Genomic DNA, 15817 nt, shown 5'->3' with positions numbered 1-15817 from the left:
TGGCCGGAACGCCGCCCTCCTGGCCGGAACCGTGCCCTCCGGTCGGGAAATCGGCGAAGACGGCACCGTCGGCGCCGTTCTCCCAGGTCAGACGACCCGTACCGACGCGCGGTCCTGACGTACCGTCGAAGATCACTCTTGACACTGCCGAGACAGGCTACCTAGGCTCCAGTTCCGTTGGCGTCAATTCGGGCTGCCCCTTCCGGTACTCGAATTCGACGATTCAGGGCGGTACGGGGGACTCCGTCTGAGTGGCCAGGCAAGCACGGCAGCCGGCCACTTTCAGCTCCTTTCGTCGCCGGCCCTCGTTAACCATTTCCTGCTCGCGGGGGCTATCTCATGACCGATCTCGCAGCTTTGACGAGCCTTTCCTACGACCAGCGCACCAAGGCGTTCCTGGAGTACCTGGACCGCGGTCGCGCCGCCGGCCCGGTGGCCAAGAGCTACCAGCCGGGTGTGTGGGAGGTGTTCGGCTACGACGAGGCACTCCAGGTGCTCGGCGACCACCGGACCTTCTCCAGTGACATGAACGACATGATCCCCGAGGACGAGCGGGAGCTGGCCAGCGCCGCCCAGGGCAACTTCCTCGGCGTCGACCCGCCCCACCACACCCGGATGCGTGAACTGGTGCGGCGCGCGTTCACGCCCAACGTCATCGCGAGTCTCGAACCGATCATCATCGAGACCGCGAACGAACTGCTGGACCAGATCGAGCTGTCGGCCGACGGCACCGGCACCTTCGACGTGGTGGCCGAGTACGCCGCCCCGCTGACCGCCCGGGTGATCGCCAAGCTCTTCGGCATCCCCGAGAAGGACCACGGGATGTTCACGGTCTGGGCGGACGCCCTGCTCGGCGCCAGGCCGGCCGGTGAGCTCGGCCGGGCCGACGAGTCCGCGGTGCGCGAACTGGGCGAGCTCGTCCGCTTCGCCTCCGCCTACCTCCTCGAGATCATCCACCAGCGCCGCGCCGAGCCCCAGGACGACCTGATCAGCGCCCTGGCGCAGGCGGAGGTCGACGGACGCTCCCTGGACGACCACGAAATCGTCGGCGTCATCGGCATGTTCGTGATCGCCGGACACCTGCCGTCCTCCGTGCTCGTCGGCAGCACCGTGATGAGTCTGGACAGCCACCCCGATGTCCTCGCCGAGGTCCGCTCCGACGTGGACCTCCTGCCCAAGGTCGTCGAGGAGGTGCTGCGCTGGCGCCCGCCGCTGGTGCGGGACCAGCGGGTGACGGCGTGTGAGACGGAGCTCGGCGGGGAGCGCATCCCGGCCGGCGCGGTGGTGTGCGTGTGGCTGCTCTCCGCCCAGCGCGACGCCGCCCACTTCGGCCGGGCCGAGGAGTTCGACATCCACCGGCCGAACCAGGGCCGGCACGTCGCCTTCGGCAAGGGCATCCACTACTGCCTGGGCGCGCCGCTGGCCCGCATGGAGGCGCGTATCGCGCTCACCGCCCTGCTGCAGCGCTTCGAGCAGATCGAGGTGCTGCCGGAGTCCGGCATCCAGTTCCACCCCTCGATCGGCGTCCTCGGCCCGGTCCGGCTGCCCGTCGCCGTGCGCCGCGCCACCCAGGCCGGCTGACCTCGCCGGGCCCGGGCCGCGACCGGCCCGGGCCCGGCGACCTCCGCACCGCTCTGTGCTCCACCCTGCCGTCCTCAGCGAGGGATCCCCATGGCGAATGACCGTCCCGCCCGCCCGCACCCGCTCAGCCCCGCGTATGTGATCTACACATCCGGCTCGACCGGACTGCCCAAGGGCACGGTGATCCCGGGCGAGAACCTCGTCAACCTGCTGACGGACTTCCAGCAGCGGCTGGACTTCGGCCCCGACGACCGCATGCTCGCGGTCACCACCTTCGGCTTCGACATCGCCAACCTGGAACTGCTGCTGCCGCTGCTGTCCGGCGGCGAACTGGTCCTCGCGGGGCAGGACGGCGCGCACGACCCGCAGACGCTCAAGCAGCTGATCACCGACGCCGGAGTGACGGCCGTCCAGGCCACGCCCACACTGTGGCGCAGCATGCTGGACCACGGTCCGGACGGCCTGGCGGGGCTGAAGGTGCTGGTCGGCGGCGAGGCGCTGCCCGAGGGCCTGGCCCGGGAGCTGGGCGAGGCGGCCGCCGAGGTCACCAACGTCTACGGCCCGACCGAGACCACCATCTGGTCGACGGCGGCCACCGTCGACCCCGGAACTCCCGGCCGTCCGCCGATCGGACGCCCGCTCGCGAACACCCGCACCTACGTGCTCGACCGCGCGCTGCGCCCCGCGCCCACCGACGCCACCGGCGAGCTGTTCATCGCGGGCGCCGGCGTGGCCCGCGGGTACCTGAACCGGCCCGGGCTGACCGCCGAACGCTTCGTGGCCGACCCCTTCGGCCCGCCCGGATCCCGGATGTACCGCACCGGGGACCTGGTCCGCCGGCGCGACGACGGCAGCCTGGAGTACCTCGGCCGGACCGACGGCCAGGTCAAGGTCCGGGGCTTCCGGATCGAGCTCGGCGAGGTCGAACACGCGCTCACCGACCACCCCGAGGTGGCCCAGGCCGCCGTCGTGGTCCGGGACCTCGGCTCCGGCGGGCCAGTCCTGACCGGCTACGCGGTGCCCGTCCCCGGCACCGCCCCGGACCCGGCCGTGCTGCGCGACCACCTCGCCCGCCGGCTGCCCGGCCACATGGTCCCCACCGTCCTGACCGTCCTCGACGCGCTGCCGCTGACCCCCAACGGCAAGCTGGACCGCAAGGCGCTGCCGGCCCCCGACCTCGGCCCGGCCGGGCCCGGACGCCGGCCGCGCACCCCGCAGGAGGAGATCCTCTGCGAGCTGTTCGCCGAGGTCCTCGAAGTTTCCCGGGTGGGACTGGACGACGACTTCTTCCAGCTCGGCGGCCACTCCCTGCTCGCCACCCGCCTGGTGAACGCCCTGCGCTCGCGACTGCGCGTGGAGATCCCGGTGCGCACCCTCTTCGAGGCGCCCACCGTCGCCGCCCTCGCCGCGCGGATCGACGGCTCGGCCGGCGCGCGCACGCCCCTCGCCCCCGCGGCACGACCCGCGCGGATCCCGCTGTCCTTCGGGCAGCGCCGGCTCTGGTTCATCAACCGGCTGGCGGACGACGGCTCCGCGTACCACATGCAGAGCGTGCTGCGGCTGCGCGGCGAACTCGACCGCACGGCGCTCGCGGCGGCCCTCGCCGATGTCGCCGCGCGCCACGAGGCCCTGCGCACCGTCTTCCCCGAGGTCGACGGCGAGCCCCACCAGCTCGTCCTCGACCCGCAGGAGGGTCGCCCCGTCCTGACCGTGACGGAGAGCGGCGAGGCGGACCTGCCCGGCCGGCTGCGCGCCGCCGCGGCCGAGGCCTTCGACCTCACCCGCGAAGCCCCCCTGCGCGCCCACCTGTTCGCGCTGTCGCCGACCGAGCACGTGCTGCTGCTCGTCCAGCACCACATCGCCGCCGACGGCTGGTCCCTGACCGTGCTCGCCCGTGACCTCGCCGCGGCCTACCGGAGCAGGAGCCGTGGCCAGGAGCCCGGCTGGCGTCCGCTCCCGGTCCAGTACGCGGACTACACCCTGTGGCAGCGCGAGGTCCTCGGCCGGCCCGACGACCCGGCGAGCGTCCTCGCGGCGCAGACCGGCTACTGGCAGGACGCGCTGCGCGCACTGCCCGAGCAGACCGTGCTGCCCACGGACCGGCCGCGCCCGCGCGAGGCCGGCTTCCACGGCGAGACGGTCGCCCTCAGCCTGGACGCCGAACTCCACCGGCAGCTGCTCGACCTCGCCCACCGGCACAACGCCAGCCTCTTCATGGTGCTGCAGGCCGCGCTGGCCGCCCTGTGCACCCGGCTCGGCGCGGGCACCGACATCCCGATCGGCTCGCCCATCTCGGGGCGGACGGACGCCGCCCTCGAGGACCTGATCGGCTTCTTCGTCAACACCCTGGTGCTGCGCACCCGTACCTCGGGCGACCCCCGCTTCACCGAACTGCTGACGGCGGTCCGGGACAACGCCCTGGCCGCCTACGCCCACCAGGACCTTCCCTTCGAGCGCCTGGTCGAGATCCTCAAGCCGGAGCGCTCGCTGTCCCAGCACCCGCTCTTCCAGGTCTTCCTCGCGCTTCAGAACACCCCCGACGCCGACCTCCGCTTCGCCGACCTGGACGTGACCCTGGCCGAGGAGCCGCTGCCGTCGGCCAAGTTCGACCTGGCGTTCAACCTCTCCGAGCGCTTCCGCGAGGGCCGGCTGGCGGACGGCGTCCAGGGCACCGTCGAGTACCGCACCGACATCTTCGACCGTGCCACCGTCGAAACCGTCGTCGAGCGGCTGACCCGCTTCCTCCGGGCCGTCGCGGCCGACCCGCGCCGGCGGATCGGAGCCGTGGAGATCCTCGGCGAGGACGAACGCCGTCGGCTGCTCGCCGGTACCCCCGCGCAGGTCACCGGCGCCGAGGAGGTGCTGCACGTCCGGTTCTCCCGCACGGCCGCGGAGCACCCCGACGGGGTCGCCCTGCGCGCCGGGGACCGGGAGCTGACGTACCGGGACGTGGACCGGCGGGCCGACGCGTTGGCCCGCTCCCTGAGGGCTCAGGGCGTCGGACCGGAGAGCCGGGTCGCCGTCTTCCTGGAGCGCTCCCCGGAACTGGTCGTGTCGATGCTCGCCGTCTGGAAGGCCGGTGGGGTCTGCGTCCCGCTGCACGAGGCGTACCCGGCGGAGCGGCTCGAATACGTCATGGCGGACACCGCGGCGTCCGTGCTGCTGACCGACCGGGCCATGCTCGCCCGGGAGTTCCGGCACGAGGCGCGGGTCGTCGTGGTGGAGGCCGGCCGGGTGCCGGCGGATGCCGCCGCGACCGGCCCCGACCTGCCGGTCGTCCACCCGGACCAGCTCGCCACCATCATGTACACCTCCGGCTCCACCGGTCTGCCCAAGGGCGTGGCCGTCGCGCACCGGGACGTGGTGGCCCTCGCCGACGACCCGTGCTGGGACTCCGGCAACCACGAGCGCGTGCTCATGCACGCCCCGTACGCCTTCGACATCAGCGACTACGAGTTGTGGGTGCCGCTGCTGGCCGGGAACGAGGTGGTGCTCGCCCCGCCCGGACCGCTGGACACCGCCGCCATCGCCCGGCTGATCGCGGACGAGAAGATCACCGCCGTGCACTTCACCGCCGGGCTCCTGCGGGTCGTGGCCGAGGACGCGCCCGAGTGCCTGGCCACCGTCCGCGAGGTGCTCACCGGTGGCGACGTCGTCTCGCCGATCGCGGTCCATCGCGTCCTGGAGCACGCGCCCGGAGCGGTCGTGCGCCAGCTGTACGGGCCCACCGAGATGACGCTGTGCGCCACCCACCACGAGTTGCGGTCGCCGTACACCGCCGACGTCCGGGTGCCGCTCGGGCGGCCGCTGGCCGGCACCCGGGTCTACGTGCTGGACGAGTGGCTGCGGCCGGTCCCGCCGGGAGTGACCGGCGAGGTCTGGCTGGCCGGGACCGGTCTCGCCCGCGGCTACCTCAACCGGGCCGGCCTGACCGCCGAGCGGTTCGTCGCCGATCCCTTCGGGGCGCCCGGAAGCCGGATGTACCGGACCGGCGACCTCGCGCGCTGGAACGGCAGCCGGCAGCTGGAGTTCATGGGCCGCGGCGACGACCAGGTCAAGATCCGCGGCTTCCGGGTGGAGCCCGGAGAGGTCGCCGCGGTGCTGGCGGACCACCCCGAGGTTTCCGAGGCCGAGGTGCTGGCACGCACCGACCACCGCGGCGAACGGCAACTGGTCGCCTACGTCGTCGCCGGCGGCCTGCGGCCCGCCGAACAGGAGGCCGGGGCGGTCCAGCACGTCGCCGAGTGGCGGCAGATCTACGACGGCATGTACGACGGCGCCCGCTCCGCCGCCTTCGGCTCGGACTTCTCCGGCTGGGAGAGCAGCTACGACGGCCGGCCGATCCCGCTGGACGAGATGGACGAGTGGCGCCGCTCCACCGTCGAGCGGATCCGCGAACTGCGCCCGCGGCACGTGCTGGAGGTCGGGGTGGGCAGCGGCCTGATCCTGTCCCAGCTGTACGACGAGTGCGAGTCGTACTGGGCCACCGACTTCTCCGAGCAGGCGATCCGCACGCTCCGCGCCCACCTGGGAGCCCACCCCACCGTACGGTTGAGCACCCAGACCGCCGACGACCTCACCGGCCTGCCCGCCGGGCACTTCGACACGATCGTCATCAACTCGGTGGTGCAGTACTTCCCCGACGCCGACTACCTGCGGCGCGTGCTGACCGCACTCACCACCCTGCTCGCCCCCGGCGGTTCGCTGTTCGTGGGCGACGTGCGGAACCTGGACCTGCTGCACACCTTCCACACCGGCGTCGAACTGGTGCGCGCCGACGACGCCGAGGACGCCTCCGAACTCCGGCGCCGGGCCCGGCGCCGGGCGGAGCGCGAGAAGGAACTCCTGGTGGCGCCCGGCTACTTCCACAGGTTCGCCCGGGCCGCCGACGGCCTCGCCGGCGCCGACGTCCGCGTCAAGCGCGGCCACGCCCACAACGAACTGACCCGCTACCGCTACGACGTCGTGCTGCACGCCGCCGTGGACGCGCCGGTGCCGCCGGTCGAGGCGACCACCCTGCGCTGGACGCAGGACGTCACCGACCTGGCGGACCTCCAGGCCCACCTCGCGCAGCACCGGCCGGCGAACCTGCGGGTGACCGGCGTGCCGGACGGCCGTACCGGGCCGGAGACGGCGGCCGCCGCCGCCCTGGACGCGGGCGAGCCGCTCGCCCGGGTGCGGGCCCGGCTCGCGCAGGCCGTCGGAGTCGACCCCGCGCTGCTGTACGAGCTGGGCGACCGGCTCGGCTACCGGACGGCCGTCACCTGGTCGCCGTCCGGCCCCGGCGGCCTGCTCGACGTGCTCTTCGCCGACGCCTCCGGGCCCACCGGCCCGGTCCTGCCGACCGGATGGGCCGAGCCCGCCACCGAGGACGAGACGGCCCGCGACACCAACGCGCCGCTGCTGTTCCAGCAGGCCGGGCGGCTCGCCAAGGCCCTCCGGGCGCACGTCGGCACCCGGCTGCCGGCGTACATGGTTCCGGCGGCGTTCATGGTGCTGGAACGCCTTCCGGTCACCGCGAACGGCAAGCTCGACCGTGCGGCCCTCCCGGAACCCGACCGGGAGGTGCAGGCCGGTTCGGGCGCGCCGCGCTCGCCGCGCGAGGAGACGCTCTGCGCGCTGTTCGCCGACGTGCTCGGGCTGCCCGAGGCGGGCATCGAGGACGACTTCTTCCAGCTCGGCGGGCACTCGCTGCTGGCCATCCGGCTGGTCAACGCGATCCGTTCCGCGTTCGGCGCCGAACTGGACGTGCGGACCGTGTTCGAGGCCCCCACCGTCGCGGCGCTCGCCGAGCGGCTCGACCGGGCCGCCCCGGCGCAGGCCCCGCTGGTCCCGATGGACCGGCCGGACCCGCTGCCGGTGTCGTTCGCCCAGCGCCGGCTGTGGTTCCTGCACCGGCTGGAGGAACACGGCGGCGCCTACAACATTCCGATCGCGCTGCGGCTGTCCGGCCCCGTGCGGGAGCGCGAACTGCGCCTGGCCCTGCACGATCTGGTGGTGCGACACGAGTCGCTGCGCACGGTCTTCGCCGAGGTGGACGGCGAACCGGTGCAGCGGATCCTGGACCCGGCGCAGGCGCGGCCCGACCTCGCCGTGGTGGACACCGACGCCGACGCGCTCGAACGGTCGCTGCCGGCCGAGGCCGCCCGCGGCCACGACCTCGGCGCCGAACTCCCGTTGCGCGCGACGCTCTTCCGACTGACGCCCACCGATCACGTGCTGCTCGTGGTGCTGCACCACATCGCCGGCGACGGCTGGTCGATGGACCCGCTGGCCCACGACCTCGGCACCGCCTACGCGGCGCGCCTGGCCGACCGGGCACCGGAGTTCCCGCCGCTGCCCGTCCAGTACGCCGACTACGCGCTGTGGCAGCGTGCCGTGCTCGGCAGCGAGCAGGACCCGGACAGCCGGATCAGCGGCCAGATCGCCTACTGGCGCGACAGGCTGGCCGGGCTGCCGGAGGGCCTGGAGCTGCCGACCGACCGGCCGCGGCCGCCCGAGTTCAGCTACCGGGGCGCGGAGGTCGCCTTCCGGCTGCCGGCCGAACTGCACGCGGACCTGCTCGGCCTGGCCCGCGAGCACGGCGCCACCCTCTTCATGGTCCTGCACGCCGCCCTCGCGGCGCTGCTGACCAGGCTGGGAGCCGGCACCGACCTGCCGATCGGCACCCCGGTCGCCGGGCGCGCCGACGCCTCGCTGGAGCGGCTCGTCGGTTTCTTCGTCAACACCCTGGTCCTGCGCACCGACACCGGCGGCAACCCGGTCTTCGGCGACCTGCTCCGGCAGGTGGCCGCGGACGACCTGGAGGCCTACGCCCACCAGGACGTCCCGTTCGAGCGGTTGGTCGAGGTGCTGGCGCCGCCGCGGTCCTTGGCGCGGCACCCGTTGTTCCAGGTGATGCTGGCGCTGCAGCCCGGCGGCGGCGACGCGGTGACCCTGCCGGGGCTCGACGTCACCGGGCAGCGGATCCCCCAGCGGACGGCCAAGTTCGACCTCGACGTCCAGTTGCGCGAGACCCGCTCACCGGCGGGCGAACCGGCCGGTGTCGAGGGCACCCTGGGCTACTGCGCGGACCTGTTCGACGCGGCGAGCGCTGCCGCGCTGGCCGACCGGCTGATCCGGTTCCTGAGCGCGGTGGCCGGCGACCCGGCCCTGCCGATCGGGGACGTCGACATCCTGACGCCCCAGGAGCGGCCCCGGCCCGCCGACGCGCAGCCGTCCGGCCCGGCGCACTTCGACCCGGTGCCGCTGCGCTTCGCGGCGCAGGCCCGGCGCACGCCCGCGGCGCCCGCGGTCAGCTCTGCGGGCCGCACCCTGTCCTACGCCGAACTCGACGCCGAAGCCGACCGCCTGGCCCGGCTCCTGGTCGCCGGCGGCGCCGGTCCGGAGCGCGTGATCGCCGTGGCGCTGCCGCGCTCGGAGCGGATGCTGGTCGCGGTGCTCGCGGTGCTGAAGTCCGGCGCGGCGTACCTTCCGGTGGACCGTGCCCAGCCGGCCGAGCGGATCGCCTTCGCCTGCGCCGACGCCCGGCCGATCCTGATGATCACCGAGGGCGAGCCGGTGCCGGGGATGCCCGAGCCGTCCGTGCTGCCCCGGGTCCGGCTGGACGACCCCGCGGTTCTGGCCGCCCTCGCCGACGCGCTCTCCGCCGACGCCGACGCCCGCTCCGCCGTGGAGCGGTGCGCGGCGATCGCGGCGGACTCGCCCGCGTACGTCATCTACACTTCCGGCTCCACCGGGCGGCCCAAGGGCGTCGTGGTTCCGCACGGCAGCATGGCCCGGCTGCTGGACTGGGCGGCGGACCGCTTCGGGGCCGAGGGACTGGCGGACGTCCTGGCCGCCACCTCGCTCTCCTTCGACGTCTCGGTGTTCGAGCTGTTCGCGCCACTGCTGACCGGCGGTCACGTCGAGATCGTGCGCGACCTGCTGGAACTGGCCGAACGGCCCTGGTCGGGCAGCCTGGTCAGCGGCGTGCCGTCGGTGTTCGCCGCGCTGCTCGCCGGTGGCGAGGTCGCCTTCTCCGCCCGGACCCTGGTGATGGCCGGCGAGGCACTGCCGGAGCACCTGGTCCGGGAGGTGCGCCGCCTGCTGCCCGGCACGCGGCTGGCCAACATCTACGGCCCGACCGAGGCCACCGTCTACGCGACCGCCTGGTACTCGGAGGACGAGGAGGCCACCGGCGAGGAGACCGCCGCGCCGCCGATCGGCCGGCCCCTGCCGCACGTGCGCGCCCACGTCCTGGACGAGCGGCTGCGACCGGTCCCCACCGGGGTCCGCGGCGAGCTGTACCTGGCGGGCCCGGGTCTGGCCCGCGGCTACCTCCGCCGTCCCGCGCTGACCTCCGAGCGCTTCGTCGCCGACCCCTTCGGCGGGCCGGGCGCCCGGATGTACCGCACCGGCGACCTGGTGCGCCGCCGCCCGGACGGCGCCCTGGACTACCTCGGCCGCACCGACGACCAGGTCAAGGTGCGCGGCTTCCGGATCGAACTCGGCGAGATCGAGAACGTCCTGACCCGCCACCCGGCGGTGACCGCCGCCGCGGTCAGCGCCGTGGCCGACCCGGCTGGCGAACGGCGCCTGGTGGCCCACGTGGCCGTGCGCCCGGGCAGCGGGGCGACCGGCGCGGAACTCGCCGCGCACGCCGCCGCCGCGCTGCCGGAGTACATGGTGCCGACGGCGTTCGTCCTGCTGGACGCGCTGCCGACGAACGCCAACGGCAAGCTCGACCGCAACGCCCTCCCGGCCCCGGACCTCACCGCCCGCGCCGCCGGCGGCCGGGCGCGCGACCCGCGCGAGGAGCTGATGGGCGAGCTGTTCGCCCAGGTGCTCGCGGTGCCCTCGGTCGGCCCGGACGACGGCTTCTTCGCGCTCGGCGGGCACAGCCTGCTGGCCACCCGGCTCGGCAACGCCGTCCGCTCCGCGTTCGGGGTCGAACTCCCGCTGCGCGCCGTCTTCGAGACGCCGACCCCGGCCGGCCTGGTGGCTCGGCTGGACACCGCGGACAGCGCCCGCCCGGTGCTCGTCCCCGCCGACCGCCCCGCGGTGATCCCGCTGTCCTACGCCCAGCAGCGGCTGTGGTTCCTCAACCGGCTCGACGGCGGCTCGGGGGCGTACAACATCCCGCTGGCCCTGCGGCTGTCCGGGGAGCTCGACCCGGCGGCGCTGGACGCCGCACTGCGGGACGTGGTGGAACGGCACGAGGCCCTGCGCACCGTCTTCCCGGACCACGACGGCGACCCGCACCAGCGGATCCTCGCCGCCGAGGACGGCCCGGTCGCCCTCGTCACGGTGCCGGTCACCGACGCGGAGCTGCCCGCCGTGCTGACCGCCGCGACCCGCGCCGGCTTCGACCTCGCCGTCGAACCGCCGCTGCGCACCGCGCTGTTCCGGCTCTCGCCGACCGAGCACGTCCTGCTCCTGGTGCTGCACCACATCGCCGGCGACGGCTCCTCGTACGCCCCGCTCGCCCGCGACCTCACCACCGCCTACCGGGACCGCTCGGCGGGCCGGGCCCCGCAGTGGGAGCCGCTGGCGGTCCAGTACGCGGACTACACGCTCTGGCAGCGGGACCTGCTCGGCACCGAGGACGACCCGGACAGCGCCATCGCCCGGCAGCTCGCCCACTGGCGGAACGCCCTGGCGGACCTGCCGGAGGAGCTGACGCTGCCCGCCGACCGTCCGCGCCCCACGGTGCCCGGCCACCGGGGCGGCCACGTGCCGCTCGACCTGGACGCGCGGCTGCAGCGGAAGCTGACCGAGCTGTCCCGGCGCGAGGGCGTCACCACCTTCATGGTCTTCCAGGCCGCGCTCGCGGCGCTGCTCACCCGGCTCGGCGCCGGGACGGACATCCCGATCGGCAGCCCGCTGGCGGGCCGCGGCGACCAGGCGCTCGACCAGCTGGTGGGCTTCTTCGCCAACACCGTGGTGCTGCGCACCGACACCTCCGGCGATCCGGACTTCGTCACGCTGCTGCACCGGGTCCGCACCGCCGCGCTGGCCGCCTACGCCCACCAGGACGTGCCGTTCGAGCGGCTGGTCGAGGTGCTGAGCCCGACCCGCTCGGTGTCCCGGCACCCGCTCTTCCAGGTCCTGCTGGTGCTGCAGAACACCGAGCCGCCGCGGTTCGACCTGGACGGCCTGACGATCACCCAGCCGGAGGTGGACCCCGGCACTGCCAGGTTCGACCTGGACGTCTCCCTCGGCGAGAGCCACACGCCGGAGGGCCTGGCGGCCGGCGTGCGGGGCAGCATCCGGTACAACGCGGACCTGTTCGACGAGGCCACCGTGACCGCGCTGGCCGGCCGCCTGGTGGCCCTGCTGGCCGCCGTGGCGGACGACCCGCGGGCGCCGATCGGCTCCCTGGACGTGCTGCTGCCGCCCGAGCGGCTCGACCTCGAGCGGTGGTCCGCCGCTCCGGAGCCCCCGGTCCCCGCGCGGACGATGCCGGAGCTGTTCCAGGGGCAGGTGGCGCGCACGCCGGACCGTACGGCGCTGCGCTCCGGCGACGACACCCTGTCGTACGCGGAGCTGAACCGCCGGGCCAACCGGCTGGCGCACCACCTCCGTTCGCTCGGGGTGGGCCCGGAGAGCACCGTGGCGCTGCTGCTGCCGCGCTCGCCCGAGCAGGTGACCGCCGTGCTGGCCGTGCTCAAGGCGGGCGGTGCCTTCCTGCCGGTGGACCCGGACTACCCGGCCGAGCGGATCCGGCACATGCTGGCCGACGCCCGGCCGTCCCGGGTGCTCGCCCTGCGCTCGACGGCCGACCGGCTGCCGGAGCCGGCCGCCGCGCTGGTGCTCGACGACCCGCTCACCGCGCGGACGCTCGACGCGGCACCGGACACCGACCCGGCCGACCAGGACCGCACCACCGCGCTGCTGACCGCCCATCCGGCGTACGTCATCCACACCTCGGGCTCCACCGGCCGCCCGAACGGGGTGGTGGTGACCCACGAGGGCATCGCCAACCTGGCGGCTCGGCAGATCGACCGGTTCCAGGTCACCGCGGCGGACCGGGTGCTGCAGTTCGCCTCGCCGAGCTTCGATGCGGCCTTCTCCGAACTGTGCATGGCGCTGCTGTCCGGTGCCGAACTGGTGCTGGCCACCAGGGAGGAACTGATGCCGGGCCGCCCGCTGGCCGAGCTGATCGCCCGGCACCGCATCACCCACGTGACCCTGCCGCCGGTGGCGCTGTCGGTCCTGCCGCCGGACGGGCTGGCGACGGTCCGCACCCTGGCCGTGGCCGGCGACGCGATGCCCGCCGACGCGGTGCGCCGCTGGGGCTCCGGACGGCGCCTGATCAACGCGTACGGGCCGACCGAGACGACCGTGTGCGCCACCATGAGCGAGCCGCTGACCGGCCAGGACCGCCCGTCGATCGGCCGTCCCATCGGCGGCGCCGGCGTGCGGGTCCTCGACGAGCGGCTGCGGCCCGTGCCGCCGGGAGTCGCCGGGGAGCTGTACGTGAGCGGTCCCGGCCTGGCCCGCGGCTACCTCGGCCGGCCCGGGCTGACCGCGCAGCGGTTCCTGCCCGATCCGTTCGGCCCGCCGGGCTCGCGGATGTACCGCACCGGTGACCTGGTCCGCTGGGACCGCGAGGGCCGCCTGCACTTCCTCGGCCGCGCCGACCACCAGCTCTCGGTGCGCGGGTTCCGGGTGGAGCCGGGCGAGATCGAGGCCGCGCTGCTCGACCATCCGGCCGTCGCCCAGGCCGTGCTGACCGTCCGCGAGGACGGCCGGGGCGAGCCGCGGCTGATCGGCTACGCCGTACCGCACGGTGACGCGCCGGACCCGGCCGCACTGCGCGCGCACGCGGCCGAACTGTTGCCCGCCCACATGGTCCCGGCCGCGGTGATCGTCCTGCCGGCCCTTCCGGTCACGCCGAACGGCAAGCTGGACCGGGCCGCGCTGCCGGAGCCGGACTTCTCCGGACAGCCGGACCGCGCCGCACGCAGCCCCCGCGAAGCCGTCCTGCGCGAGCTCTTCGCGGAGGTCCTCGGCGCCCCCGCCCTCGGGGTCCACGACAGCTTCTTCGACGCCGGCGGCCACTCCATGCTGGCCGCCCGGCTGATCGACCGGGTCCACACCGCGCTGGGCCTCGACCTCGGCCTGCGGCTGCTGTTCGAGTCCCCGTCGGTCGCGGAGCTGGCGGCCGCCCTGGACGCTGCCGCGGACGGGTGCCGGCGCGGCGACGACTGGGATGTCCTGCTGCCGCTGCGGCCGGACGGCGCGGGCGCCCCGGTGTTCTGCGTCCATCCGGCGGCCGGCCTCGGCTGGTCCTTCGCCGGACTCGCCCGGTACCTGGACGCCGGGCACCCGCTGTACGCGCTGCAGTCGCCGGGGCTGGACGGCGGCCCGGACCACCTCCCGGCGACGGTGGCCGACACGGCGGCGGCGTACGTCGCCGAGATCCGCCGGGTCGCTCCGCAGGGTCCGTACCACCTGCTCGGCTGGTCGGCGGGCGGTCTGATCGCCCACGAGATGGCCGTGCAGCTCCAGGCGGCCGGCGAACAGGTGGGTCTGCTCGCGGTGCTGGACGGCTACCCGCTGGCCGACCTGGCCCCGGTCGCCGCCCCGTCGCCCGAGGAGGTCGCCGAGGCGGTACAGCGGGAGACCGCCGGCCTGCAGCTCGACGACCGGGTCCGGGACAACCTGGCGGCCGTGTACCTGGGCGTCGCCCGGGCCGCCCAGGCGTTCACCCCGGGCGTCTTCCACGGGGAGCTGTTGCACTTCGCCGCGACGCAGGACCGGGATCAGGGCCGAGGTCAGGACGGGGATCAGGACCGACTCGAGGCGAAGCTCTGGGAGCCGCACCTCGACGGCCCGCTGCGACGGCACGAAGTCGCCTGCGGGCACGAGGAGATGACCCGGCCGCAGGCCCTCCGCGTGATCGGCCCGGCACTCGCGGACCGGCTCCGGGAACTCACCGCATCCGCACACCACACAGGGGGAACCAACCGATGACCAATCCCTTCGAGGACGACGACGCCACCTACCTCGTGCTGCGCAACGCCGAGGGCCAGTACTCGCTGTGGCCCGCGTTCGCCGAGGTGCCGGCCGGCTGGGAGGCCGTCCACGGCGAGGCCGACCGCCAGTCCTGCATCGACCACGTGAACGAGCACTGGACCGACATGCGTCCCGACAGCCTGATCGCGGCGATGGACGCCGCCGCGAGTGGGAGCGCCGCGCTGTGAACACCGACCGCAGCCACTTCGAGAACCTGACTGTCGATCACATCCGGTTCTGCGTCGACGACCTGGACGCCCGGACCGCCGAGTTCGTCCGCGGCTACGGGCTGACCGTCACGGACGAGCCGGACCCGACCGGTGCGGAGCACACCGCCGTCCTCGCCCGGGGCGACATCCGCCTGGTGCTCAGCCGGCCGCCGCACGACGAGCATCCGGACGCCGTCTACACCCGGCGCCACGGCGACGGCGTCGCGGACATCGCGCTGGGCACCGCGGACGCCGCCGGCGCCTTCGCCGAGGCGGTTCGCCGCGGCGCCCGTCCGCTTGTCGAGCCGGTGGAGAAGGACGGGGTCGTCACCGCGTCCGTGGCCGGATTCGGCGACGTGGCCCACACCTTCGTCCAGCGGCCCGCGGCCCGGCCGGCCGCCGACGTGGCGGCGACGACCGACGCGGCGGTGACCGACACCGGCCTGCGGTACGTGGACCACTTCGCCGTGTGCGTGGAGGCCGGCGAACTCGACGCCACGGTGGAGTTCTACGAGCGGGTCCTGGACTTCCGGATGATCTTCGAGGAGCGGATGGTCATCGGCGCCCAGGCCATGAACTCCAAGGTGGTGCAGAGCGGTTCCGGCCTGGTCACGCTGACCGTCATCGAGCCGGACACCACCCGCGACCCGGGACAGATCGACGGGTTCCTCAAGAACCACGGCGGCGCCGGCGTCCAGCACGTCGCCTTCGCCACCGACGACATCATGCGCACCGTCACGACGATGCGCTCGGCCGGCGTCGAGTTCCTCGACACCCCCGACGCGTACTACGGCAAGCTGCCCGAGCGGCTGGCGCTGTCGCGCCACTCCTCCGAGCAGCTCGGCAGTCTGCGCATCCTGGCCGACGAGGACCACGCCGGACAGCTGTTCCAGATCTTCACCCGCTCCACGCACCGGCACCAGACGCTGTTCTTCGAGGTCATCGAACGAGCCGGGGCCACCACGTTCGGCAGCGGCAACATCCGCGCGCTGTACGAGGCCGTGGCAGCGGAGGACGAATGAGGA

At 74.4% G+C, this 15817-nt stretch carries 4 protein-coding genes; all 4 read left to right on the top strand.

From position 1 onward, the window contains the following. Positions 1-339: 339 nt before the first annotated feature. The 4 genes from ACZ52J_RS16585 to hppD all read left to right on the top strand — a co-directional run bounded on the left by ACZ52J_RS16585 (position 340) and on the right by hppD (position 15814). Positions 340-1581 carry a cytochrome P450 gene (locus ACZ52J_RS16585; RefSeq protein ID WP_465619434.1) on the top strand — a complete coding sequence of 414 codons (1242 nt, stop codon included), beginning with the start codon at positions 340-342 and terminating at the stop codon, positions 1579-1581. A 90-nt stretch (positions 1582-1671) separates the two neighbouring features. After that, positions 1672-14541, top strand: a complete 12870-nt coding sequence (locus ACZ52J_RS16580; RefSeq protein ID WP_465619432.1) for an amino acid adenylation domain-containing protein — start codon at positions 1672-1674, stop codon at positions 14539-14541. Next, positions 14538-14771 (top strand): MbtH family protein, encoded by a 234-nt coding sequence (locus ACZ52J_RS16575; RefSeq protein WP_465619430.1) that lies wholly within the window; start codon positions 14538-14540, stop codon positions 14769-14771. Before ACZ52J_RS16580 ends, ACZ52J_RS16575 begins: the two co-directional genes overlap by 4 nt. After that, complete coding sequence (gene hppD, locus ACZ52J_RS16570; RefSeq protein ID WP_465619428.1) at positions 14768-15814, top strand: 4-hydroxyphenylpyruvate dioxygenase; 1047 nt, start codon at positions 14768-14770, stop codon at positions 15812-15814. The genes ACZ52J_RS16575 and hppD overlap by 4 nt, the downstream gene beginning before the upstream one ends. Positions 15815-15817: the final 3 nt, after the last annotated feature.

This window comes from Kitasatospora sp. NPDC034035 (genome assembly GCF_055575755.1).
The sequence above is the reverse complement of the archived record's forward strand: the minus strand, read 5'-3'. Positions and strand labels throughout refer to the sequence as shown.